The organism is Caldicellulosiruptor naganoensis, from assembly GCF_026914285.1.
Taxonomy (GTDB): Bacteria; Bacillota; Thermoanaerobacteria; order Caldicellulosiruptorales; family Caldicellulosiruptoraceae; genus Caldicellulosiruptor; species Caldicellulosiruptor naganoensis.
In genome coordinates, this window is record NZ_CP113864.1 from 1,409,436 (window position 1) to 1,432,672 (window position 23,237).

Sequence of the window (23,237 nt, forward strand, 5' to 3'; positions counted from 1 at the left end):
TTACCTTCCCCTTTTTTGTAAAATCACTCGATCTCTTTGATCATGCTTCTTGCAATCTCATCGCAAAGGTTATTCAATTCATCTGAGCTGTGTCCTTTTACTTTTTCAAACTTTACATTGTGTATTTTAAGAAGATCAATCAGTTCTTTCCACAGATCAATGTTTTTTACCTTTTCCTTCACTGAAGTTCTCCAATTGTTCTTCTGCCACTTTTCAATCCAATTTTGGTTAATAGCATTTACAACATACGCAGAGTCAGTATAAACTGTCACTTTGCAAGGTTCTTTGAGGGCCTTTAATCCCTCAATTATGGCCTTGAGCTCCATCCTATTGTTGGTAGTATTTTCTTCAGAACCTTTTAGCACCTTTTTAATACCTTTGTAAATCAGTATGGCACACCATCCACCAGGTCCGGGATTTTTACTGCATGCTCCGTCTGTGTATATCAAAACTTCCTTCATATCTCTTCTCACACCTATAATATACTTTTAGACCTTTCATAAGCTTTGACAATTCCATCAATAATAGCACCCTTCAAAGCCCTTCTTTCAAATTCCACAAGCCCCTCAATAGTAGTACCACCTGGTGATGTAACCATATCCTTTATTTGGTGTGTAGTTAACATATTATTTTTCATGTTAACCACCGTACCATAAAAAAGTTTTAAAACAAGCTCATAGCTTTCTTGTTTAGAAAAACCAAGCTTTACTGCTGCATCTATATAACTTTCAATAAAATGCGCGACAAATGCGGGCCCACTCCCAAAGAGTGCTGTTATTGCATCCATAAATTTTTCATCTACTACTATGACGCTGCCCATGCTCTCAAAAAGTTCTCTTATTTTTTCTTTTTCATCATCTAAAATGCTTTCTGAAAAACACATGCCCAAGATACCTTCTTCAACGCTTATATTTATGTTTGGCATGACCCTTACAATCTTTTTGTTTCCAATTACATCTTTCATCTTGTCAATTGAGATTCCTGCTGCAATGGATACAATAATCTTATCATCCACCTCGTTTTTTATTTTGCTCAGTACATTGAATATGTCTTTCGGCTTTACCGCAATTATTATTATATCACAGCTTAAAACAACTTCATTTTCGCTCATAAGTACAGCTACTCCATAAAGTTTTTTAAACTTCTCTGCCTTCAGAGTATCAACATCATAGCAGAATATCTGATACTTTTGATTTTTTGTTATTGAATATACAATTGAATTTGCCATATTGCCACAGCCAATTAGTCCTATCTTCATCTTAAAAAATCACCTCATAATAAGTTGTTTTATAGTAGAAAGTTTAACCACTCCAAAGATAGAAAGAAAGACTGCATAAACTGCTATACAGCAAACTATAAGAATGCTTCCTTGTAACACAAAAGAGTATCCTGTCAACATATTAAGTATTAGCCTTCCTGTAATAACCATTATAACACTTGAAACCCCAATGTAAAACAGTTTATTAAGATTTAAAATGTTTATAACTTGGTTTCTCAGCTCTAAAAAATTCATTACAAAAGTTACTGTATAACATATTAAGTTCGCCAAAATACAACCGTCAATGTTCAAATTGTATACTACGATAAAGACAAACATACATACAATCTTTATCGGAATAGCAACAAGTAAGCTTTTGACAGGTACCAAAAATTTGCCAAGCCCCTGAAGTACAGAGGTAGAAAACTGTACAAGCGAGACTACCAGAGCAAGAGGCGCTGAGTGTTTTAAAATCTCACTCCCTGTTGGAGTGTTGAAAAATACTAAATTGATAATAGTCTCTGGAAAAAAGACGAAGGCTGCAGTGCAAGGGATATTTACTAAAAACATATAATCTAAACCTTTAGAAGTTATTTGTTTCTTTTCTGGTAATGTTTTAGCTGATGATATATATGAGATAATACTTACCGCCATTGAGAGACTAAATGTAAGCGGTACGTGGATTAACGTCATTACTTTTCCAGAAAAAATACCAAAAAGCTTAGACGTAAGCCTGTCCGGATAATGTCTCATGTCCATAAAATATGGGAAAAAGAGTGAATCTGTGATTGATATAACAGACATCAAAATTGAGGAAAAAGAAAAATAAAATGTAAGGATAATTATTCTTTTTGCTATTGGTAAACTCACTTTCAATGTAAACTTTGGAATTGGACTTCCAAAAGTTCTTCTTTCTTTTTTAAAAACAAAAGAAAGAAATATCAACGAGGCCAGAGCACTAAACTTGCACCTAAAAGGGCACCTGCAATGGACAGAGGAATACCTCTTGGAAGAAAAGTGATACATAGCCCAAGGCCAAATCCAACACGGCCTATAGATTCTATTATCTGTGATATAGAGGTTATGTACATCTTTTTTATTCCGTTGAAATAACCTCTGTAAGCTGACTGAACAGACACAACAAAAAGCGCAGGTACCAAAGCTAAATATGGAAGTAAAGCTTCTTGAGGCCATTTAAAAATTTCTATCATCTTTAGAGTAAATATAAACGATAAGATTGTTATTAAAATCAAACTCAAGTGAAAAGCAAACTCAGCATTTTTGTAATCTTTTTCTGTATGATAAATTGAAATAAGTTTTGCAACAGCTAAAGAAAAACCTGTCATGCTAAATGTCAGGATAGTAGTATAAATGGGATAAGGCAGTTGATACAACCCTATCTCATAATCTCCAACTATATTTATAAGCAGTACTTTTAAGAAAACACCCAAAAACTTTGCAAATATTGAACCTATTGCTAAGATAGCAGCAGAATATATCAATCCTTTTTGCATTTAGTTCTCAAAAAATTTTTAGTCTTATTAATAAGTTTATGTATAATCTTCTTCTTTAAAAACCTTCTTTACTTTGACTGAGAAGTTTTTTTGAGTTTAAGTCGCAGTCTGTCACTTATCATGGCGATGAACTCAGCATTAGTGGGTTTTCCTTTATCCTGTGAAGTTGAATAGCCGAAGTATTTGTAGAGAGTATCTACCTTACCTCTCGTCGATGAAATCTCAATAGCATGTCTTATAGCTCTTTCAACCCTTGTGGGTGTTGTATTATACTTCTCAGCAATCAAGGGATATAATGCCTTAGTGATAGCATTTATTAGATCAGCATCCAAAGTTGCAGCAATAATTGCATCTCTTAAAAACTGGTAGCCTCTTACGTGCGCAGGAATCCCAACCTCTTTCAAAATTTCTGACACTTCGGTTTCTAAATCAACTTCATTGGTGTTCTTTTTTGTAGATGTTTGGATGGCCATACCATCTTGTAACTCTTTTTTAGAGGGAAGGTTTGATACAAGTTGTCTTACTCTTTCTATCATCACATTCAAATCAAAAGGCTTAACAAAGTAATACAACGCACCCATGTTAACAGCCTTTTGAGATATATTTTCCTGCCCAACTGCGGAGATTACAATTATATTTGGTCTGGTTTCTTTTGTGGATAAACTTTCAATAACTCCAATTCCATCTAAGTATGGCATAATTATGTCAAGCATTAAAAGGTCAGGTTTTAACTCCTCTACTACTTTCAATGTCTCAACACCATCATAAGAATTTCCCACAACTATAAAGTCTGGCTGAGAATTGAAAACCTCTGTAAGAAGCATATTGAATTGTCTGTTGTCGTCGGCAATGACAACTTTGAGCTTATCCATACTTCTCCCTCATTTTATTTTATTATATACATAAAAATTCAACAGTTGAAGAAAACATCCTTTTAGCAATATTCTACAAATTTACCTTATTTTATTTGTCATATTTATCATGTTTTCGATAAAAACACCATAACCTTTATTTGGTTCATTCAAGAACACATGTGTAACGGCACCAACCAGTTTGTTATCTTGAATAATTGGAGCTCCACTCATACCTTGCACAATTCCCCGTGTGATTTTCAAAAGCCTTTTGTCAGTAATTTTAATTACAAATGCCTTTGTAGAATTTCTATAAAGAGGCAATATTTTTTCTATTTTCACCTTAAATTTTTTATCACTATTCGAAACATCTGTTATAATATAGGCGTCACCCACATGAACATCTTGTATTCTTGCAATCTTATAATCAGTTCCATACTTCAAAAAGCTTTTATCTTCCAGCATTCCGTACACACCAAACGGGCTATTAATTAGAATATCACCAACAACTGAGTTTTCATCAATCTTTACTATAACTTCACCAATTTCTTGATATTTATTCTTTTTTATATCGATTACATATGCCTTATAAATTTGACCCTCTTTCAAATCAAGAAGTATATTTGTATCAATATCTGAAATTCCGTGTCCAAGGGCAGCAAATATCTTTTTCCTCTTGTCAACAAATGTAGGGGTACCTATACCACTTGTTCCGTCTCTTACCCAAAGTCCTATTTTATAAACCCCTTCACTACTCAAAAGAGGCTTTATCTTAACTTTTTTGGTATGCTCTTTTCTTTTAACTAAAGGCTCAATTGGTTTACCATGAGATGAGTTTATGATTCTAAATAGTTGTTGTTCACAATCTCTTAGCTTCTGACCACTTGCACATATTATCTTGTTGCCAATTTGGATCCCTGCTTCTCTTGCAGGAATCTTAGATTTTGAATTTTCTGGATATACATAAGAGTACCCTATTACTAATATTCCATTCGTCATTAGCTTAATACCAACAAATTTTCCTATAACACTTAAACTTTTTGGCTCTATTATGGATATCTTTACCGTTTTGAGAGGAATGCCTCCTACTTTAAGCTCGCAGACAAAAGAAATTGGTCTGCTTTTTAGATAAATTGTGTTTGTTTTAAACAACAAATGATTTTTAGTTGTTTTTATCGCACTACTGTTTGTGAAAGTAATATCCACAAAGACAGGAGTTTTTAAAGTTATACACCTATCTGATTTGTAATATGTTAAATAATCAGGAGTAATTACTAAATATAAGAAAAACAAAGAAGTAAGGAGTAGATAAAAAAGAAGAACAGCAACCACTATTTTTTTCACTTGTTGGACACCGTTTAAAATCAAAATTCTATTAAAATATCCTCTCCATTCTTTCTTGATATATTCCGAATATTTTTCATACAAACTGAGCTTTTAGTTGTTTTGCATGAAGAATTGAACTTTCAGTGATGTTCTCACCTGAAAACATTCGTGCAATTTCTTTGAGCGATTCATTTTCATCTAATCTTTTTGCATTTGAAACTGTTGAGTTGTCTTTGACCTCTTTGTACACATAAAAATGGTTATCTGCAGCTGCTGCAACCTGAGGTAGGTGTGTGATACAGATAACTTGATGTTTTTTAGAAAGGTCCTTTAAAAGTCTTGCAAGCTTGGTTGCCGCAACTCCGCTGAGTCCACTGTCTATCTCATCAAAAATCAACAGCAAAATGTCATCTTTTTCGGCCATGATAGATTTTATGGCAAGCATTATTCTTGAAAGCTCTCCACCTGAGGCAATACTGCTTAAACTTTTTAATTCTTGCCCAACATTTGTTGAGATTAAAAACTCTACCTCGTCAATTCCCTCTTCATATAAATCACTTTGCATAAATGACACCCTGAAGTTCACGTTTTTCATTTCAAGTTGTTCTAACACTTCTAATACCTTTTTTTCAAATTCCCTTGCAGCGTCTTTTCGCAAATTTGAAATCTCATTTGCCAAAAACAAAAGTCTTTCCCCTATCTTTGACAAATTAACTTTTAATTCCTCTACTATCTCACTATTTTTTTCAATTGCTATTTTTTGTCTAATTAACTCTTCCTTAAATTTCAATACTTGTTCAATACTTCCTCCGTACTTTTTCTTCAGTCTGTTTATTTTATCAAGCCTGTCAATTATTTTGTCTATTTCATGTTCATCAACTGTGTAAGAATCAAACTTTTTTGAAATAGCAAACAATATATCTTCAATTTCGTAATATACACTATTTAGTCTCTCAGCGAGTTGATTGAAGTCTTGATCAAATTTTGCATTCTCATTTGCAAGTTTTATACATACTTCCAAGTATTCCATAAGGTTTTTGTTAATAATGTGCATTATTTTTTCTGTGTTGTATTTTAATTTAGAAAAATTCTGAACAATTTCTCTTTTCTTTTCAAGTTCAATATCTTCTCCAACACGTGGAGAAACACTTTCAATTTCACTTATTTGGTAATTTAAGATATCTAACCTTCTTTCTTTTTCTTCTTCGTTCTCAATAAGTTCTCTTAGCATTTTACCTTTTTCTTGATACTCATTAAAAAGCTTTTTGTATTCTCTTTTCAGATCCTCAACATCTTTCCCACAAAACCTATCTATGTACATAAGCTGAATTTTTTTGTCGTTTAATAGATGAGTTTCATTCTGCCCATGAATTTCAAAAATATGTGTTGTTATCTCCCTCAAACTAGACAAGGTTACAAATTGCCCATTTATTTTGCAAACACTTTTTCCATTTGAATATATTTCACGTGATACAATCAGCTGTCCATCTTCAAGTTCAATACCCCTTGAATTTATAAAATTTACAGTACTTTCCTTCTCAATATCAAAAACTGCTGAAACCAAAGCTTTTGTAGAATTTGTTCGAATAATATCTTTTTTAGCCTTTGTACCTAAAAGCAAAGAAAGAGAATCTATTATTATTGATTTGCCAGCTCCAGTTTCGCCTGTTAGTATACTCAAACCTTTTTCAAATTCTATTTCCAGCTTATCAATTATAGCAATGTTCTCAATGTATAATCTTTTTAACATGATAATTAATCACCTTGATTCAAAATAGCTTTTATCCTCTCAACAATCTTCTCAGCAGCACTGCTTCCTTTTGTAGCAATAAAAATGGTATCATCTCCAGCTATAGTTCCTATGACCTCTGGCCAGTTCAATGAATCAATTGCAGCGGCAGCACCCTGTGCAGCACCAGTTATTGTCTTTATTATGACAAGATTATCAGCTGTGTCGTATTTTATAATCGACTCAGAAAACACTTTGATTAATTTTTCGGTAATGTTTGCCTCAGGTCCGGATAATACTGCATATTTGTATTTACCTGTTTCTGTTAATACTTTTGTAAGTCTTAACTCTTTTATATCTCTTGAGACCGTTGCTTGTGTGACGTCATAACCTAATTCTCTCAGCCTCTCAACAAGCTCTTCCTGAGTTTCTATATCTTCACTTTGAATTATCTCTAAAATCTTTTGTTGTCTTTCAGATTTCATTTTACAAATTCACACCTCACACTTTTGATTACTCTCTAATCTTTTCTCTTAGTACCTCGTAAAAGTTCTTCTTCTTGAGTCTCACGAGTTTTAGCTTTTTTGATGAAATCTTGCACTCAATATATTCGCCTTCCCTTAGCATATCTACAATCCGTCCATCATTTACCATTAGAATTTCATCAGATTGACTTTTTATCTTTACTGTTCTTGTATCACCCAACACCAAACTTCTGGAACTCAAGGAATGGGGACAAATAGGGGTGACAACCATCACCCCTAACTGTGGTTCCACTATTGGTCCACCTGCTGAGAGAGAGTATGCAGTGGAACCTGTTGCAGTTGAGATAATAATCCCATCGCTCCTGTACTCTTTGGCAAATACATTATCTATAAAAAGACTCAGATCTACAATATTAAACGTGCTTCTCACTAAACATACATCATTCAATGCATAGAAAACTTTCCCTTTAAAATGTGCTTCAATAATATGTCTCTCTTCAATAAAATAGTCATTGTCAACTATCTTTTTAATGGCAGAATGAAAGTTAGTAGCCACCTCTTCTGTCAGGTATCCAACACGACCACAATTTATTCCAAGTACAGGAAGATTTTCCTTGACGGCCTTCTCAACCACATTAAGAAGAGTTCCGTCACCACCAATTGTTACTAAAAAATCAACTTTTATACTGTATTTATTTTCCTCATTTACAAGTATACAACCTACATTTTCATTTTCAAGCACATTTACGATTTGATCTAAAATCTGTTTGCTATGTTCTTTTTGAAAATTTACAAATATTCCTACAACCATTTGTATATTTTTTCTCCTTCAAAGATAAAAAGATTTAAAAATTAGCCAGCTGGCCAAGAGAATTTACGGCCTCCAAGCAAGTGAAAATGTAGGTGATTTACTGTCTGTCCACCATCTTCTCCACAGTTAACAACCACTCTAAATCCTTTTTCTTTTATTCCAAATTTGTCAGCAAGTATCTTTGCAACAACAAATACATGACCTATCAACTCTTTGTGACTTTCCTCAACCTCTTTCAAACTTTCAATATGCTGCTTAGGTACAACCAAAATATGGACAGGAGCAGTTGGATTTATATCTTTAAAAGCACAAACATATTTATCTTCATATACAATCTCAGAAGAAATTTGTTTTTCCACAATCTTACAAAAGATGCAATCATTCATCTTACACTCCTCCTTCAATAGCACTTTTTACAAGCTCAACAGCCTTTTGAACTGCTGACTCTAAATTTTCAACATTGTTTGAACCACCCTGTGCAAAATCAGGTCTACCACCACCTTTGCCACCAAGAACACTACACACTTCTCTTACTATCCTACCACAGTCAATTCCTTTTTTTACTGCCTCTTTGGAACATGCCATCAGTACTATGGCTTTATTGTCTTGTTTTATGACATTCAAAACTATCGCTTTTGAGTCTTTTTCTCTAACTCTATCGGTCAAAAGTTTTATATAATCTGTATCTTGGGTGTCTTTTCTATTAATAATCAATTTAAATTCTCCAACTTGTAAAGCACTCTTGTAAAGAAGTTCAAGTTCATTGTCAATAAGTAGCAGTTTGTACCTTTCTAATTCTTTTTCAAGATCACCTACTTTGCTTTCTAACTGGTCAATTTTAGCAATAATTTCAGAATCATTAGCAGCCTTGAGTTTGCTTTTTATTTCCTTCAGTATTTTTTGGTTATTTACCATAAATTCATATACTTTGTTACCTGTTATAGCCTCAATTCTTCTAACACCCGCTGCAATGCTCGATTCTGAAATTATTTTAAACATTCCTATCTGGCCCGTATTGTCAACGTGTGTTCCACCACAAAGCTCCATGCTAAAATCGCCTATTTTTATAACCCTGACTATATTAGAATACTTTTCATCGAACAGTGCTGTGGCTCCCATCTTTATTGCCGAATCCAAGTCAGTTTCAATCTTTTCTACAGGAATAGCTTGCTGGATAATACCGTTTACCATTTTCTCAATTTCGGCTATTTGTTCTTCACTCAGTGCCTCATAGTGAGCAAAGTCAAATCTGAGTCTTTCTGGTTCAACAAGCGAACCACTTTGTGTTGCATGTTCTCCAAGTACTTTGCGTAAGCTGCTGTGCAAAAGATGGGTCGCTGTGTGATTTTTCATTGTGGCAAGTCTCAAATCCTTGTCAACTTTCGCAGCAACAATCTCATCAACTGCAATTTCACCTTGTGTTATCTTTGCTTTGTGAAGGATTGTCCCTTTTGGACCTTTTTTGACATCCAGAACTTCTGCAACACCGCTTTTAGTTTCTAATACACCTTTGTCTGCTACTTGTCCACCACTTTCTGCGTAAAATGGTGTCTTGTCCAAAATAATGTAGCAGATATCTCCCTCTTTTGCATATGCAACTTCCTCATCATTTGAGAACATTTTTAATATCCTGCTTTCTGTTTCTAAAGTTTCATATCCAACAAAGACTGTTTCAATCTCATCTTCAATTGTTATATTGATATCCTTCCAACCAATATTTTCAAGTTCCTTTTGTGCCATGCGTGCTCTTTCTTTCTGCTGCTGCATAAGTTTATCAAAACCTTCTTGGTCAACAATTATTCCTTTTTCTGCAGCTATTTCTTTTGTTAAATCAAGCGGAAAACCGTATGTGTCGTACAGTTTAAAAGCAATCTCACCTTTTAGGACGTTTTCTTTATTCTTTTTAAGACTGTCAATCTCATTTTCAAGGAGCTCAAGTCCGACATCAATTGTCTGGTTGAATCTGCTCTCTTCATTATAGAGTACTCTTTTAATATACTCACCTTTCTGAACAAGTTCAGGGTATGGATTTTTATATGACTCTATAACTGTATCAACAATTAAATGCAAAAATGCTTCTTTTCTGCCAAGCATCCTTCCATGTCGGGCTGCTCTTCTTATAAGCCTTCTTAAAACATAACCTCTTCCCTCATTTGATGGTAAAATCCCATCACCTATCATAAAAACAGTACCACGAATGTGGTCTGTAATAACTCTAATTGAAACATCTTTTTCACTGTCTTTGCCATACTCATAACCAGTTATTTCACATATCTTATCGCAAATAGGCTTTACTATATCAATATCAAATAAAGAATCTACACCTTGCATGATTGCAGCAATTCTTTCAAGACCCATTCCAGTATCAATATTTGGGTTTTTTAGTCTGTGATATATACCATTTTCGTCCTTGTCAAACTGAGTAAATACTAAGTTCCAAAATTCAACATATCTATCACAATCACATCCAATTCCACATGTAGGTTTGCCGCAACCCTTGTCCTCGCCCCTGTCAAAATATATCTCTGAACAAGGACCACATGGGCCTGTTCCTATCTCCCAGAAGTTATGTTCTTTGCCCATTCTCTTAATTCTGTCCTCTTCAAGGCCCACTTCTTTGTGCCAAATTTCAAATGCCTCCTCGTCCTCTTCGTATATTGTCACCCAAAGCCTCTCCTTAGGGAGCTTTAAAACCTCTGTCACAAACTCCCAAGCCCATGTAATCGCCTCTTTCTTAAAGTAATCTCCAAACGAAAAGTTACCAAGCATCTCAAAGAAAGTAGCATGTCTTGCCGTCTTTCCTACTCTATCAATATCAGGAGTTCTTATGCATTTTTGACATGTAGTTATTCTTCTTCTTGGCGGTTCTTCAATACCTAAAAAATAAGGTTTTAGAGGTGCCATACCAGCATTTATTAAAAGTAGGCTTTTATCATTTCTGGGAATTAAAGAAAAACTCGGCAATCTCAAATGTCCCTTAGATTCAAAAAATTGAAGAAACTTCTCTCTTATCTCATCTGTGCTCATATACATCTTCAATCAGCCTTTCCACTTAGAATTTTAAAATTGTTTTGAGTTTTATAATTTTTCAATACAATCAAAATTTTATTAAAGCCAAAAAACAAAGTCAACAAAATTTATTTCTTATCTTCTGGATGGACTCTTCTGAGAATATTTATAAAAACTATCTTTATCACAGCAGCTAAGGGTATTGCGAAAAACATGGAAATAAAACCAAATAATTTATTTGATATTATCAGTACAATTATAATTGTCAGTGGATGCAATCCTAATCTTGAGCCGATTATCCTTGGTGAGATGAGAAAACTGTCTACCTGCTGCAGCACAACCAAAAATACTATTACAAGTATAGCTTTTATATAAGAGTCCGAAAGTGCTATCACAATAGCTGGAATACTTGCAAATATGGGTCCAAAATAAGGTATAAGATTACCAATTCCAGCGATTATACCTAGTAGTGCTGCATATCTAACTGACAATATTGAAAATCCCAAAAAGCTCAAGATTCCAACTATTATAGCATCCAAAAGCTGGGCTCTTATGTATTGATGAAGAACTTTGTTGATATCATTGAAAATAGAAATACCTTCTTTTCTGTATTTCTCAGGTAATACCCATTTAATCCATTTTACAATCTTAGTCCAGTCTTTTAGAATGTAAAATGAAATAATTGGTATTAAGAGATAATAAAGAATATTGGAATAAATGCTTTTGAGAATATTTAGAAAAGTAGTAAGTACTTGTTTTGATATAGCCTCAACATTTATTGAATTTGATCTTAAAATTTCTTCCAAGTCGATGTTTACTTTATTAGAAAGCTTTGAATCTATCTCTTTGAACCATTTGTTAAATAGATTTATATATTCCGGGATGTTTTGTATAAGCTGCCTCATTTCTGTAATAAATAGTGGAATAAAGTATACAAATATCAAAATAGCTATGCTAAAAGCCAATATAAATGAAAGTAAAATTGAGATATCACGTGATTTAATCTTTGTCTCTAAAAAGTCAACCATCGGCTTTAATAGGTATGATAAAAAGAGCGCTATTATGAATGGAAGCAAAATAGGCCAAAATGTTTTGATATTAACAAAAAAATAAATGACAAACCCAATAAAAATAAGAAATACAATGTCTAAAAAATGTTTTTTTAAAAATTTTCCTATTATCAATTACAACACCTCAAACTAAAAAAATTCTTAGCCCATTTTATAAAAAAGGAGGGAAGAACCCTCCCTTATCCTAAAAGCTTGTTAATCATTGAAATAAGTCTTTTTGCAATCATTTTTTTGAAAAGTCTATTTTTCACGCTTTTTGAAGAAGACTTGCTCAGTAGTATACCAATTAATGCACCAACTATACTGCCAGTAACTACATGTTTTGCAGAAACTAATTTCAAAGATGAACACCTCAGCTTAATATTTTATTCTCTTTTAATATTATTTCCTCTGGACTCAATATTATTTTCCTCTTTCTAATATAGCTCCATATGCTCGGCGATATCTCATAACCGGTTATCTTAAAATTTATAGAATCAAACAATATATCATTTACTGTTCCCATAAGAAAACCATCCTTTGTGATGACCTTATTTGAGAGAATTTCTTGTGCTTTCACAAAAGAAGTCATATTAATGCAGGAAACTAACTTTGTAGCAATTAAAAGATCGTGATTTATCGACTCAATATCCTTTGTCAAAACAAAAATATTAGTACATATTCCAAATATCACATTTTTCTGTATCTGAAACCCTTCAACTTTCTCATCTGAAAAAAACATATCATAAATAATACCCAGATTCTTACCATCAACCAAAATAGCAGTTTTATCTTTTATATCTTTAAATGAAATCTGCATGTTACTTTACTCTTTCTTTTCTTAAACTCTAGCCCTCTAATTTAATATTTTTCACCATATCAGCAATAGTTATAACAAAATTCTCTTTGTACTGAGGTATCTGCTCTTCTTCTTCATGGAGATCTTTCAAAGAAAGGCCTATTCTCCGTCTTTGTTCATCAATTTCAACTATCTTTGCCTTTGTTTTATCTCCAACTTTGTATAATTTATGCAGCCGCTGGTTGTAACCAAGCGGAATATTCGATATATGCACAAAACCGTCAAGACCGCAGTCCGATATCAACACAACAAGCCCAAAAGGAAGAACTTTTGTAATTTCTACATCTACAAGCATACCCAAGTATAAATCCTTTACTTTCTTTATCCATTCATCTTCTTGAGTCTTTTTTATACTCAAAAAAATTTGCTTCTTTTGCTTGTCTACATCAATTACTCTTACTTTTACTCGTTCTCCTATCTTAAATATTTTTTTGATGTCCTCTGCCCTCTTTGAATAACTTATTTCACTTAGTGGTACAAAACCTCGCAAACCTTCAAAGTCGACAATTATACCCTTTTCTCTTATTTCGGCCACAAATCCCTCATAGTCTTTATTAAAATCAAGATTCTCTAAAGCCTCTACAAGTCTTTGTTCTTGAGCCTGTCGCAGCAGGGCTCTTCTACTGCCAAAAGCTATCTTTTTTTCACTATCAATATTTACAATTTCAACTTCAAAGACCTTACCAACGATAGAAGAAGAAACCTCCTCTGCCCATTGCGAAATTGGAACAAATACGTTAATTCCTCTAAATTCACCTACAATATTCTTTTCTCTGATCTGTTTCACAACAATCTTGACAGGTATTTTACTTTCAAACTTTGACAATAGCTCTTCAAAACCGTGAATATTGTCAGCTTTGAGTTTTGATAGTACAACATTTCCTTCCTCATCAGACTCTTTGACAACTACTGCTTCAATCATCTCATTTTCTTTAAATATCTCTTTTAAGTTTGCATTAGCATTCTTGAAAATCTCATTTTTGTAGATTATACCCTCTGCTTTATATCCAATATCCACAAGAACATAATCTTCTTCAACTTTTACTATCTTACCTTTTACTATTTCACCTTTTTTAATATCTTTAAAACTTTTATCAAGTAGTTTTTCAAAATCATAAATATCAACTTCATTAAATTTTCTTTCAAGCGCATGCACTACTTCATCTATTTGCTCTTGTGAAGTAGAAGCACCAGCTGTTATTCCGATTGTCCTTACTTTGCTAAAGTCAATACCCTCCAAATCTTTAAGAGTTTCTATGAAGTAGGTTGGTTTGATTTCTTTTATAGCCTCATAGAGTTTATTGGTATTAGAACTTTTTCTATCACCTATGACAAGCATGACGTCTACCTCATGCGCAAGAACTTTTGCCTCTTGCTGTCTGTTTATGGTAGCTTTGCAGATTGTATCAAACACTCTGTAATCTGTATTATTCTCGATGTAGTCTTTTATCTCCTGCCACTTTGCATTGTCAAAAGTTGTCTGGCACACAACAATGGCTTTTGACCCTAATTGGGTTATAGCATCCTTTGCTTTTTCTACACTATCAATAACTATGCATTTTCTTCCTTTTTCAACATGACCTATTGTACCTTTTACTTCCGGGTGGTTAATATCTCCAACAACTATCACGTCATTGCCATTTACCGACCATTCTCTCACAATTTCATGGATCTTTTTCACATACGGACAAGTAAAATCATAGACCTTAGATGCTCTTTTTTCAATCTCAGAAAATTCGTCTGTCGAAACTCCATGTGAACGAATGAACACAATATCATCTTTTCCTACTTCATTTATGTCTTCAATTACCTTGATATTCAGTTCTTTCAATCTTTCAATAACATAGCTATTGTGTATAAGCATTCCGTAAACTTTTACATTCTTGTCTTTATTTGCTTTAGCCCAAGCAATAACCCCATTCACTGCTCTTTCGACACCAAAACAAAAACCTGCACTTTTTGCAACCTTAATAATCATCTTAATTCCTCTTCTCCTTTTTTATTTTGTTTGTGTTTAGGATGAGATCTTTGATGCTTTGCATGATTGTATCAACTATCTTCTGATTATCCTCATCTTTATTCTTAAACTCAAGAGGCTTTCCAATTCTAACCGTAATTCCACATAAAGGTCTGATTTTACCACAGATAGCAACAGGTAAAACCTTTGCTCCAGTTGCTTTTATAATTGTAGCAACTCCCTTTTCTCCTTTTAAAACTATCTCATTTGTTCTATTTCTCTTGCCTTCAGGAAATATTCCCAAGATGTTATTGCTCCTTATGACTTCTATTGCCTTTTTGATTGCGCTAATATCGCTCTTGCCTCTTCTTACAGGAAAAGCACCAAATGCCCTTATAATAGGCGAAAGCCACCATATTCTAAAAAGTTCGCTCTTTGCCATGAAATAAACACGCTCGTCAAATATCAAAATAATTAATACTGGATCAAGATAACTTCTGTGATTTGCGCAGATAATGTATGGTGCTTTCGGAATGTTCTCTTTACCTTCTACTTTTATCAAAAAGACACATTTTAAAATAAGATATGCTAATTTTCGTATAACATTCATAAAGAAGTTATACTTCATTTCTTATCACCTTATAAAAAAGCTCTAGCACTTTTTCCAAAACCTCTTCTATTGTAAGATTGGTAGAATCTATTACAACAGCATCTTCAGCAACTCTTAAAGGTGCAAACTCTCTGGTCATATCGTTGAGGTCTCTTTGTTTTATCTCATCAAGAAGTTCGTAATAATCAACCTCATAACCTTTTTCTTTAAGCTCCAAAAACCTTCTCTTTGCTCTTTCCTCAGGTGTTGCTGTCAAGAATATCTTTAGTTCAGCATCAGGCAAAACATGAGTACCAATGTCTCTGCCGTCCATTATCACACCTTTTTGTTTTGCTAACTCTTGCTGGATTTTAACAAGCCGCTGCCTTACCTCTTTTATTTTAGATACATCTGATGCATACATTGAAACATTTGGCTCTCTTATTTTATCAGTAACATCTTCTCCGTCTAAAAACACAAGCTGATTCCCATTAATAAGTTTAACTTCAATCTCCGTGTTGTTTAAAATCTCAAGTATTTTATCGACATCGTCGGATTTTATATTCTGGCTTAAAACCTTCAGTCCAATTGCTCTATACATTGCACCAGTGTCGATGTGGATATAACCGAGTCTTTTAGCCAAAAGCTTTGAAATTGTGCTTTTACCCGCCCCAGCAGGGCCATCAATCGCAATATTTATTTTCTTCATCTATTTCCCCCTCTGTTAGGTTAAATCTTCTCTCAAAGACTTAGCATCTTTCAAATAAACGTGCTTTGGGGTGAAAGTTGAATCCTTCTGGATAAGCATAAGTACTCTTATGCACTTTTCAAGCGCACCTTCAATGTCAAGTTCTTGAGCACATATCAAAGGCACATCTGTAAAGCCCATTAGCCTTGCTGCGTATGCCGGAAACGCTGACTTCAAATCCTTTGTCATAGTAAACAAAATAAAAACAATTTCCTCCTTTTTAAGCTGATTTTTCGCAATAATTTCATTTAAAAGTTCTTGGGTTGAGATAATTATCTCGTCCCTTGTATCTATTCCAACTGTAGTTGCCCCTCTGATTGCATAAACCAAGCTCTTCTCCCCCTGCTAAAAAGCTTTTTTATATAACCCTGTGACCCAGTCCAATTGCTACCTCATTGAGATGTAAAAGTCCTATCCCAAAAAAGATGGCAACTGCAACATGTTCATTGTATCTTGCAATACCAATCTTACCGCCTACGTTTAATCCTATCGCCTTTTGCATAATCTGAGAAATTGCTTCTCTTGTTGCACCAGCTACTGCACCCTCTTCTTGATGTACTTCATTTATTACCCCTTCCCTTTTTGCCGCAACAACTGCTCTTTCAATTATCTTCATCACCGATGTGATAAACTCTCCACCAAAATCAACAGCAGCACACCTTATTCCAATCTTACTAAAATCATCTTGAATATTCTTTTCTTCCTGCCTGCCTTGACTCAATGCTATCAAGATAGCAGCTCTTGAAACATCTTTGCTACCAAACTCTTTCTTATCCATACCTTCTACCCCGCTTATGAAAATTTATATTATTGGGCGTCTTTGAATTGATTGCAAATGTGACATATCATTTAAAAGACTGAGCATTCGGCTTTTTTCTTTTATATCTACAATGCTAAGACTTGCATTGCCAATCCAGCATTTTTTATAAAAGTCAAGTGGCAATTCTAAAAGATAAATAATGGCAAGTTTAATTATACCACCGTGTGTAACTATGACAACGTTGCTATACGACTCATTCAAGATCTCTTCAAAAAAACTCTTTATTCTCTCCATGACATTATATAAGCTACCTTCACCAGGAAAAGTGGTTTTATCAGGAGATTCCTTCCATAATTTATAAGTTTCTGAATACCTTTTTTCAAGTTCCTCAAAACTCAAACCTTCCCACTCACCGAAGTTTATCTCATTTAATTTGTCTGTTAGCTTTAGTGGTATCTCAGGGTGAAAACTTTTAATCTCATATGCTGTTAAATAAGCTCTTTTTAATGTGCTTGAAAATATAATATCAATCTTCTCGTCCTTCAACCGCTCAGCAATTTTTTTTGCCTGCTCAATACCTGTCTCATTTAAATCTGTGTCAATAGAACCTTGGACTTTATTATACTTGTTCCAGTCAGTTTCGCCATGTCTTACAAGATAGAATCTTTTCAAGCTACATCACCTATTTTCTTTCTCATAAACCTGAAACTCATCCCAAATCTCTTCTAATTTTTCAAGTGTCTTTGCAACCTCATCCTTTTTTCTAAGTCCTGTTGCAACAATCAACGCGTTGATTACACTCAAAGGTGCAACCAATGAGTCGGCAAAAGAAACCATATCACTTCTGCATATCAAAACATAGTCGCTGTATTTACAAAGTGGAGAGATTTTGCTGTCCGTAAGCGATACAATTTTTGCATTCTGTTTTTTCGCATACTGCAAAACTTTTAAAGTACGCTTAGAATACCTTGGAAAACTAATGCCTATGATTAAATCCTCACATGTAATCCTGAAAACCTGCTCAAATATATCACTTATACCACTTGTTGTTATTACCTTGACATTGTCCAAAATCATATTTAAATAAAAACCCAAAAAGTCTGCAAGGGCAGCCGAGCTTCTAATTCCAATGATGTATATTCTTTTTGCATTAACTATCTCATCGACAACCTTATTAAATGTTTGTTCATCAATCTGCTCGAGTGTCTGCTCAATCTTGTCCATATCAGAAAGAAGTACACTTTTTAAAACCTCATTCTCATTAATTCTGCTTGCAGAAAGCTCTATCCTCTGCACTGATGTAAGTTTACTCTTCATGAGTTCCTGCAAGGCTTTTTGGAATTCAGGATATCCCTCAAAACCAAGCCTTTCCGCAAATCTGACAACAGTAGATTCACTCACACCAACAGAGTTGCCAAGGGCAAGTGCTGTCATATACGCAGCCTTTTCACCATGCTCCAGAATAAACTGGGCAATCTTTTTTTGCCCCTTGCTAAACTCTGGCATGAGCTCAATAATTCTTGCTTCTAAATCGCCACTCATCTTTTCATTTCTCCTTATGTTTGGTAGATACTAATTATGATTTTATTATTATTATTTTTTGAAAGGCCCACAATGATGTTTTTGTCTTTAAGGCTCTTATTCATAAAATCTATTATCTTATAAAGCGGTACATCTTCTTCAAATTCCATTGATGATATCAATTCGAGTTTTTCATTTTCCATCTTGGTTTTAGCCCTTCTTTCTTAAATTTGTTTTTACTCTGTGTTATTAATTATATCACAACAGTACACTTGGTTATAAGAAATTTTATTAAAAAAGAAGAGGAAAGCACAACACAGAAGGTACTTTCCTCTACACTGGATACACCTTGTTTTCTTGTACAAGCCCAACATCAATTTTGTACTTCTTTGCAGCTCTTAACTTAAAATAATTTTCGGCAAGCTGTGGAAAAAGACAGTATGTCACAACATCTGTGTCATTTTCGATATACTCTTTTATTTTTTCTCTACTGCTCTCAAGCTCAGGCAAAAGCAGGTCGGCTGGCCTTGTTTCAATTTCCTTCTCATCGCCGAGGATCTTTTTCTTTACCTCTTGATTTACCTCAGCAGGAGGCCGTCCATACTCGCCTTTAAAATACGCCTTTGTTTCTTTTGTCACAAGTTTGTATCTCTCACCAGCTATGACATTTAAGACTGCTTGAGTTCCAACAATCTGGCTTGTAGGTGTAACAAGAGGAGGGAAACCAAAATCTTCCCTGACACGCGGCACTTCTTTCAAAACTTCATCAAGCTTGTCTTCCTGCCCTTGTTCCTTTAGCTGAGATATGAGATTAGAAAGCATTCCACCCGGAATCTGATAATGCAAAGCATTAATATCTACAGTCAGCACTTTGGGGTCAAGAAGTCCCTTTTTCAAATACTCTTCGCGAAGTGCTTTAAAATACTCACTTGCCTCATTTATCTTCTTTAAGTCAAGCTTAGGGTCAAAACTTGTACCGGAGAGAGCATATACAATAGATTCAGTTGGCGGCTGAGATGTTCCAAGTGCAAGGGGAGAAAGGGCTGTATCAATACCGTCAACCCCTGCTTCAATTGCTTTTAAGTATGTCATAGAGCCAAATCCTGTTGTGTAATGTGTGTGAAGATGCACTGGGATAGAAAGCTCTTCTTTTAAGGCTTTTACAAGGTTATAAGCGTCAAATGGTGAAAGAAGACCTGCCATATCCTTAATACAAAGCGAATCTGCACCCAAAGCTTCTATCTCCTTCGCAAGCTTTACGTAATTTTCTATTGTATGATAGGGTGATATTGTGTATGAAATTGCAACTTGAGCATGGGCACCTTCACTTTTTGTTGTTTTTAAAGCTACTTCGATGTTTCTGAGGTCGTTAAGAGCATCAAATATTCTAATAATATCAATTCCATAGTAAATAGCCTTTTTAACAAATTCAACTACAACATCATCAGGATAATGCCTGTACCCTACAAGGTTCTGACCACGCAAAAGCATTTGCAACCTTGTCTTTTTAAAAGCTTGTTTTAATCTTTTCAATCTCTCCCACGGGTCTTCATTGAAAAATCTCAAACATGCATCAAATGTAGCACCGCCCCAACACTCAATTGAGTAATATCCAATTTGATCAAGTACTGGTGCAATATTTAGCATCTGCTCTGTTGTCATTCTGGTCGCAATTAGCGACTGGTGAGCATCTCTTAAAATTGTCTCTGTTATTTTGATTCCCATAGCTTTGTAAACCCTCCGAAAAAATTTATTCAATCTCAAATAGCAAATCACCTTTTGAAACCTTCTGCCCCTCTTTGACATATATCTTTTTTATTTTGCCTTCAGCAAGTGGAAATACCTCATTTTCCATCTTCATAGCCTCAAGCACTAAAATAGGGTCTTTAAGAGAGACCATTTCACCTTCACTTTTGAGAATTCTCACTATTGTACCGGGAAGCTGGGCATACACAGCATTTTTGTTTGATGAAGAAATAGATGTTTCTATCGAAGGTTCCTTCTTTGTCTGTGCAACAGTTTTTTCTATTTCAAACTTTGTTTTTGGGGGTGTAAATGTATTTTTTGGAGAAGATGTAACCTCTTCCACTTCAACTAAAAACTCCTGGTCGTTTATTTTAACCTTGAATTTTCTCATTCGCACTTTTACCTCCATCTAAAAAATAATTGTCTCTGTTCAATCATCATCTGTCTCGAAATCTTTTTCCATTTGTTTTGCTGTTTTGTCACATTGGTAATTTTAAAGTTACAATCCTCTAATACTATAGCAAGACATGCACAAATACTTGCAAGTTCTTCTTTTGTAATGGCTGTTATACTGTTTGTGGAAATGTACATATAATAACACCTCTTTTCACATATTCAATCAAGGTTTTAAAGTGGTATATTTCCATGCTTTTTAGGCGGTCTTGACTCTCTTTTTGTGGCTGATATATTCAAAGCTTCAATAATCTTATTTCGTGTAAACTTTGGCTCAATCACATCATCTACATATCCCCTTGCAGCAGCAACGTAAGGATTCGCAAATTTCTGGGTATACTCTAAAATTCGTTTTCGTCTCTCCTCCTCAGGATTTGAAGAAGCTTGAATCTCTTTTCTGAAGATAATATTTGCAGCACCATCAGGCCCCATTACTGCTATTTCTGCTGTTGGCCACGCAAATACAAAATCTGCACCGATATGTTTGCTGCTCATTGCTATATAAGCCCCACCATATGCCTTTCGCAAAATAACGTTAATTTTGGGAACTGTTGCTTCTGAGTAGGCGTATAAAATCTTTGCTCCATGACGAATTATTCCATTGTGCTCTTGGTTAACACCTGGTAAAAAACCAGGTACATCTGTAAATGTCACAATTGGAATGTTAAATGCATCACAGAATCTAACAAATCTTGCTATCTTGTCTGATGAGTCATAATCTAAAACACCAGCATTTACCTTTGGCTGGTTTGCAACAATTCCAACGCTAAAACCACCTATCCTACCAAATCCCACAACTGCGTTTTGAGCAAAGTAAGGTAGAACCTCTAAAAACTCTTCATTATCTACAACCCTGTATATAATGTCTTTTACGTCATATGCCTTATTTGGTTCATCAGGAATAACACTCTCAAGTTCTGGTATTACTCTTTTTCCTGAATCCGAAGACATCACATATGGTGGATCATCCATGTTATTTGAGGGCAAGAATGACAATAGATACTTAATCATATCAAGCAAGGTGTGTTCATCTTCTGCTATAAAATGTGCAACACCGCTTTTTGAATTGTGAGTCAAAGCCCCCCCAAGCTCTTCTAAGGATATCTCCTCACCTGTCACTGCTTTTATTACCTGAGGCCCTGTGACAAACATCTGGCTTGTCTTGTCAACCATAAAAATAAAGTCCATTATTGCTGGAGAATATACAGCACCGCCGGCACAAGGTCCCATTATGGCTGCAATTTGTGGGATTACACCAGATGCCATAGTATTTCTGAAAAATATCTCTCCATACCCGGCCAGAGCATCTACTCCTTCCTGAATTCTCGCACCACCAGAGTCGTTAATGCCAATTACAGGGCAGCCATACTTCATAGCCAAATCCAGCACTTTGCATATCTTTTTGGCATGCATTTCTCCAAGCGAACCACCTACGGACGTAAAATCCTGGGCATATACAAAAACCTTTCTGCCGTTTATTGTACCATATCCTGTCACAACCCCATCTGAGGGTACATATGTGTCTTTCATATCAAAATCTTGGCATCTATGTTCAACAAACATATCAATTTCATTAAAACTACCTTCATCAAGCAGATATTCGATTCGTTCTCTGCAAGTAAGTTTTCTGCTTTCATGTTGTTTTTTTACCTTATCTTCTCCTCCAAGTTTTAATATCCTTTCGCGCCTTTGCTTGAGTTCCTTTAGCTTGTCGGTCATGAAAAAATCCTCCTTAAAAATAGTTTATCATGTAGTATTAATATCTGGTATTAATATATTATGCTAATTTCTATTTTATAACATAAAAAGGGTTTTAGCAAGAAATTTCTGTGTAAAAACTCGAATAGGTGTAAAGATATTTACCACAGCAAAAGAATGTGCAAAAATACTAAGGAGAAGGTTATAAAAAGAATTGAGGCTGCCTCCATCCTGACATGAATATAATTAAAAAATGTAATCTCCCATTCAAAAGAAACATTCAAAAACTACCAGGATGGAAGGGCAGCCTACTATGAATATTATACCATATCACGAAATAAGAAAAATATCTCCCGAAAAAGCAAGAGAATTAGTCCGGAAAGTGTTTGAGGCAAATAACAAAAACGTATCAAAAACTGCTAAAATATTAGGTGTATCAAGAGCTACTATAAGAAGAGCAATTTACGGTCCTCCTGAGGATAAATCAAGAAAACCTAAAACTTGCCCCAGAAAACTTTCTACTGAACTTGAAAATCTCATTATTTAGGAATCTGAAAGAACTGGCGTGAGAATACAGACGTTTGTCTCTTTATCTTTTCAGAAAATATGGCATTAAAATAAGCGAAAACACAATAAAGTCAGTTCTTAAAAGAAATGCTGTTACCTGGGAAAAACAAGAAAGACAAAAAAGGGTGAAAGAAGTTTATATGATTATCTTGACTTTGTCAGTTAAGAGGTGTTTTTGAGCTAACAAAAAATAACAAAGTCTTAATTTATGCGGGTTTCAAGAAGAGAAAAATAAAAAATTTTAAAAAATGTAGGGACAAATTTTAGCTTAATATATACTGAATTTGCTTGACTTTTTAAATATTTT

Annotated in this window: 26 protein-coding genes and 1 pseudogene; 1 reads left to right on the forward strand and 26 read right to left on the reverse strand. The window is 34.4% G+C overall.

Going from position 1 to position 23,237, the window contains the following annotated elements; genetic code table 11:
• Window positions 1-23: 23 nt before the first annotated feature.
• The 26 genes from rnhA to OTJ99_RS07060 all read right to left on the reverse strand — a co-directional run bounded on the left by rnhA (window position 24) and on the right by OTJ99_RS07060 (window position 22,384).
• Entirely contained in the window at window positions 24-461 is a 438-nt protein-coding gene (gene rnhA / locus OTJ99_RS06935) for a ribonuclease HI (RefSeq protein ID WP_045164729.1), read from the reverse strand.
• Between the two features lie 14 nt (window positions 462-475).
• Window positions 476-1,258, reverse strand: coding sequence for a pyrroline-5-carboxylate reductase (gene proC / locus OTJ99_RS06940; RefSeq protein WP_045164728.1), 783 nt, complete (start codon window positions 1,256-1,258; stop codon window positions 476-478).
• A 9-nt stretch (window positions 1,259-1,267) separates the two neighbouring features.
• Window positions 1,268-2,011 carry an MATE family efflux transporter gene (locus OTJ99_RS06945; protein WP_269015320.1) on the reverse strand — a complete coding sequence of 248 codons (744 nt, stop codon included), beginning with the start codon at window positions 2,009-2,011 and terminating at the stop codon, window positions 1,268-1,270.
• Between the two features lie 188 nt (window positions 2,012-2,199).
• Window positions 2,200-2,772 (reverse strand): oligosaccharide flippase family protein, encoded by a 573-nt coding sequence (locus OTJ99_RS06950; RefSeq protein WP_235374568.1) that lies wholly within the window; start codon window positions 2,770-2,772, stop codon window positions 2,200-2,202.
• A 68-nt stretch (window positions 2,773-2,840) separates the two neighbouring features.
• Window positions 2,841-3,644, reverse strand: a complete 804-nt coding sequence (gene spo0A / locus OTJ99_RS06955; protein WP_045164727.1) for a sporulation transcription factor Spo0A — start codon at window positions 3,642-3,644, stop codon at window positions 2,841-2,843.
• 81 nt (window positions 3,645-3,725) lie between these two features.
• On the reverse strand, window positions 3,726-4,967 hold the full coding sequence (gene spoIVB, locus OTJ99_RS06960; protein WP_045165516.1) for a SpoIVB peptidase: 1,242 nt from the start codon (window positions 4,965-4,967) through the stop codon (window positions 3,726-3,728).
• 76 nt (window positions 4,968-5,043) lie between these two features.
• On the reverse strand, window positions 5,044-6,699 hold the full coding sequence (gene recN, locus OTJ99_RS06965) for a DNA repair protein RecN (protein ID WP_045164726.1): 1,656 nt from the start codon (window positions 6,697-6,699) through the stop codon (window positions 5,044-5,046).
• Between the two features lie 5 nt (window positions 6,700-6,704).
• On the reverse strand, window positions 6,705-7,163 hold the full coding sequence (locus tag OTJ99_RS06970) for an arginine repressor (RefSeq protein WP_045164725.1): 459 nt from the start codon (window positions 7,161-7,163) through the stop codon (window positions 6,705-6,707).
• Between the two features lie 28 nt (window positions 7,164-7,191).
• Entirely contained in the window at window positions 7,192-7,974 is a 783-nt protein-coding gene (locus tag OTJ99_RS06975; RefSeq protein WP_045164724.1) for an NAD(+)/NADH kinase, read from the reverse strand.
• A 41-nt stretch (window positions 7,975-8,015) separates the two neighbouring features.
• Window positions 8,016-8,360, reverse strand: a complete 345-nt coding sequence (locus OTJ99_RS06980) for a histidine triad nucleotide-binding protein (protein ID WP_045164723.1) — start codon at window positions 8,358-8,360, stop codon at window positions 8,016-8,018.
• A 1-nt stretch (window position 8,361) separates the two neighbouring features.
• Entirely contained in the window at window positions 8,362-11,007 is a 2,646-nt protein-coding gene (gene alaS, locus OTJ99_RS06985) for an alanine--tRNA ligase (protein ID WP_045164722.1), read from the reverse strand.
• 104 nt (window positions 11,008-11,111) lie between these two features.
• Entirely contained in the window at window positions 11,112-12,167 is a 1,056-nt protein-coding gene (locus tag OTJ99_RS06990) for an AI-2E family transporter (protein ID WP_045164721.1), read from the reverse strand.
• 65 nt (window positions 12,168-12,232) lie between these two features.
• A complete protein-coding gene (locus OTJ99_RS06995; RefSeq protein ID WP_200889463.1) occupies window positions 12,233-12,394 on the reverse strand; it encodes a hypothetical protein in 162 nt (53 codons plus the stop codon).
• A gap of 11 nt (window positions 12,395-12,405) precedes the next feature.
• Entirely contained in the window at window positions 12,406-12,852 is a 447-nt protein-coding gene (locus OTJ99_RS07000) for a PRC-barrel domain-containing protein (protein ID WP_045164720.1), read from the reverse strand.
• A 28-nt stretch (window positions 12,853-12,880) separates the two neighbouring features.
• Window positions 12,881-14,869 (reverse strand): 4-hydroxy-3-methylbut-2-enyl diphosphate reductase, encoded by a 1,989-nt coding sequence (ispH, locus tag OTJ99_RS07005; protein WP_045164719.1) that lies wholly within the window; start codon window positions 14,867-14,869, stop codon window positions 12,881-12,883.
• A 1-nt stretch (window position 14,870) separates the two neighbouring features.
• Window positions 14,871-15,476 (reverse strand): lysophospholipid acyltransferase family protein, encoded by a 606-nt coding sequence (locus OTJ99_RS07010; protein ID WP_045164718.1) that lies wholly within the window; start codon window positions 15,474-15,476, stop codon window positions 14,871-14,873.
• Window positions 15,466-16,146: a (d)CMP kinase gene (cmk, locus tag OTJ99_RS07015; protein ID WP_045164717.1), complete on the reverse strand. Its 681-nt coding sequence runs from the start codon at window positions 16,144-16,146 to the stop codon at window positions 15,466-15,468. The genes OTJ99_RS07010 and cmk overlap by 11 nt, the downstream gene beginning before the upstream one ends.
• 15 nt (window positions 16,147-16,161) lie before the next feature.
• A complete protein-coding gene (aroH, locus tag OTJ99_RS07020; protein ID WP_045164716.1) occupies window positions 16,162-16,515 on the reverse strand; it encodes a chorismate mutase in 354 nt (117 codons plus the stop codon).
• 28 nt (window positions 16,516-16,543) lie between these two features.
• On the reverse strand, window positions 16,544-16,963 hold the full coding sequence (locus OTJ99_RS07025) for a HutP family protein (RefSeq protein WP_045164715.1): 420 nt from the start codon (window positions 16,961-16,963) through the stop codon (window positions 16,544-16,546).
• 24 nt (window positions 16,964-16,987) lie between these two features.
• Window positions 16,988-17,617, reverse strand: coding sequence for a histidine phosphatase family protein (locus tag OTJ99_RS07030; RefSeq protein ID WP_045164714.1), 630 nt, complete (start codon window positions 17,615-17,617; stop codon window positions 16,988-16,990).
• A 6-nt stretch (window positions 17,618-17,623) separates the two neighbouring features.
• Complete coding sequence (locus OTJ99_RS07035) at window positions 17,624-18,487, reverse strand: MurR/RpiR family transcriptional regulator (protein ID WP_045164713.1); 864 nt, start codon at window positions 18,485-18,487, stop codon at window positions 17,624-17,626.
• Window positions 18,488-18,501: 14 nt separating this feature from the next.
• Window positions 18,502-18,669, reverse strand: a complete 168-nt coding sequence (locus OTJ99_RS07040) for a DUF4264 family protein (RefSeq protein WP_083943491.1) — start codon at window positions 18,667-18,669, stop codon at window positions 18,502-18,504.
• Between the two features lie 130 nt (window positions 18,670-18,799).
• The gene (locus OTJ99_RS07045; protein WP_045165515.1) at window positions 18,800-20,191 is read right to left on the reverse strand and encodes an oxaloacetate decarboxylase subunit alpha; all 1,392 of its coding nucleotides are present in this window, start codon (window positions 20,189-20,191) and stop codon (window positions 18,800-18,802) included.
• Window positions 20,192-20,216: 25 nt separating this feature from the next.
• Window positions 20,217-20,603 (reverse strand): biotin/lipoyl-containing protein, encoded by a 387-nt coding sequence (locus OTJ99_RS07050; RefSeq protein WP_045164712.1) that lies wholly within the window; start codon window positions 20,601-20,603, stop codon window positions 20,217-20,219.
• Window positions 20,604-20,611: 8 nt separating this feature from the next.
• Window positions 20,612-20,803: a hypothetical protein gene (locus OTJ99_RS07055; protein ID WP_045164711.1), complete on the reverse strand. Its 192-nt coding sequence runs from the start codon at window positions 20,801-20,803 to the stop codon at window positions 20,612-20,614.
• A gap of 36 nt (window positions 20,804-20,839) precedes the next feature.
• On the reverse strand, window positions 20,840-22,384 hold the full coding sequence (locus tag OTJ99_RS07060) for an acyl-CoA carboxylase subunit beta (RefSeq protein ID WP_045164710.1): 1,545 nt from the start codon (window positions 22,382-22,384) through the stop codon (window positions 20,840-20,842).
• A 292-nt stretch (window positions 22,385-22,676) separates the two neighbouring features.
• Here OTJ99_RS07060 and OTJ99_RS07065 point away from each other — a divergent pair.
• Window positions 22,677-23,078: pseudogene (locus OTJ99_RS07065) on the forward strand (helix-turn-helix domain-containing protein); the annotation flags it as partial.
• Window positions 23,079-23,237 lie beyond the last annotated feature (159 nt).

What these genes read in the sequence shown, in the direction of transcription:
- OTJ99_RS07060 (WP_045164710.1), bottom strand. Translation starts at nt 22,384, where the DNA reads ATGACCGACAAGCTAAAGGAACTCAAGCAAAGGCGCGAAAGGATATTA.
- OTJ99_RS07010 (WP_045164718.1), bottom strand. Translation starts at nt 15,476, where the DNA reads ATGAAGTATAACTTCTTTATGAATGTTATACGAAAATTAGCATATCTT.
- OTJ99_RS07055 (WP_045164711.1), bottom strand. Translation starts at nt 20,803, where the DNA reads ATGTACATTTCCACAAACAGTATAACAGCCATTACAAAAGAAGAACTT.
- OTJ99_RS07025 (WP_045164715.1), bottom strand. Translation starts at nt 16,963, where the DNA reads ATGGATAAGAAAGAGTTTGGTAGCAAAGATGTTTCAAGAGCTGCTATC.
- spo0A (WP_045164727.1), bottom strand. Translation starts at nt 3,644, where the DNA reads ATGGATAAGCTCAAAGTTGTCATTGCCGACGACAACAGACAATTCAAT.
- OTJ99_RS06950 (WP_235374568.1), bottom strand. Translation starts at nt 2,772, where the DNA reads ATGCAAAAAGGATTGATATATTCTGCTGCTATCTTAGCAATAGGTTCA.
- OTJ99_RS07035 (WP_045164713.1), bottom strand. Translation starts at nt 18,487, where the DNA reads ATGAGTGGCGATTTAGAAGCAAGAATTATTGAGCTCATGCCAGAGTTT.
- ispH (WP_045164719.1), bottom strand. Translation starts at nt 14,869, where the DNA reads ATGATTATTAAGGTTGCAAAAAGTGCAGGTTTTTGTTTTGGTGTCGAA.
- OTJ99_RS06970 (WP_045164725.1), bottom strand. Translation starts at nt 7,163, where the DNA reads ATGAAATCTGAAAGACAACAAAAGATTTTAGAGATAATTCAAAGTGAA.
- proC (WP_045164728.1), bottom strand. Translation starts at nt 1,258, where the DNA reads ATGAAGATAGGACTAATTGGCTGTGGCAATATGGCAAATTCAATTGTA.
- alaS (WP_045164722.1), bottom strand. Translation starts at nt 11,007, where the DNA reads ATGTATATGAGCACAGATGAGATAAGAGAGAAGTTTCTTCAATTTTTT.
- OTJ99_RS07000 (WP_045164720.1), bottom strand. Translation starts at nt 12,852, where the DNA reads ATGCAGATTTCATTTAAAGATATAAAAGATAAAACTGCTATTTTGGTT.
- OTJ99_RS06980 (WP_045164723.1), bottom strand. Translation starts at nt 8,360, where the DNA reads ATGAATGATTGCATCTTTTGTAAGATTGTGGAAAAACAAATTTCTTCT.
- OTJ99_RS06975 (WP_045164724.1), bottom strand. Translation starts at nt 7,974, where the DNA reads ATGGTTGTAGGAATATTTGTAAATTTTCAAAAAGAACATAGCAAACAG.
- OTJ99_RS07050 (WP_045164712.1), bottom strand. Translation starts at nt 20,603, where the DNA reads ATGAGAAAATTCAAGGTTAAAATAAACGACCAGGAGTTTTTAGTTGAA.
- cmk (WP_045164717.1), bottom strand. Translation starts at nt 16,146, where the DNA reads ATGAAGAAAATAAATATTGCGATTGATGGCCCTGCTGGGGCGGGTAAA.
- OTJ99_RS06945 (WP_269015320.1), bottom strand. Translation starts at nt 2,011, where the DNA reads ATGAGACATTATCCGGACAGGCTTACGTCTAAGCTTTTTGGTATTTTT.
- rnhA (WP_045164729.1), bottom strand. Translation starts at nt 461, where the DNA reads ATGAAGGAAGTTTTGATATACACAGACGGAGCATGCAGTAAAAATCCC.
- recN (WP_045164726.1), bottom strand. Translation starts at nt 6,699, where the DNA reads ATGTTAAAAAGATTATACATTGAGAACATTGCTATAATTGATAAGCTG.
- OTJ99_RS07045 (WP_045165515.1), bottom strand. Translation starts at nt 20,191, where the DNA reads ATGGGAATCAAAATAACAGAGACAATTTTAAGAGATGCTCACCAGTCG.
- OTJ99_RS07040 (WP_083943491.1), bottom strand. Translation starts at nt 18,669, where the DNA reads ATGGAAAATGAAAAACTCGAATTGATATCATCAATGGAATTTGAAGAA.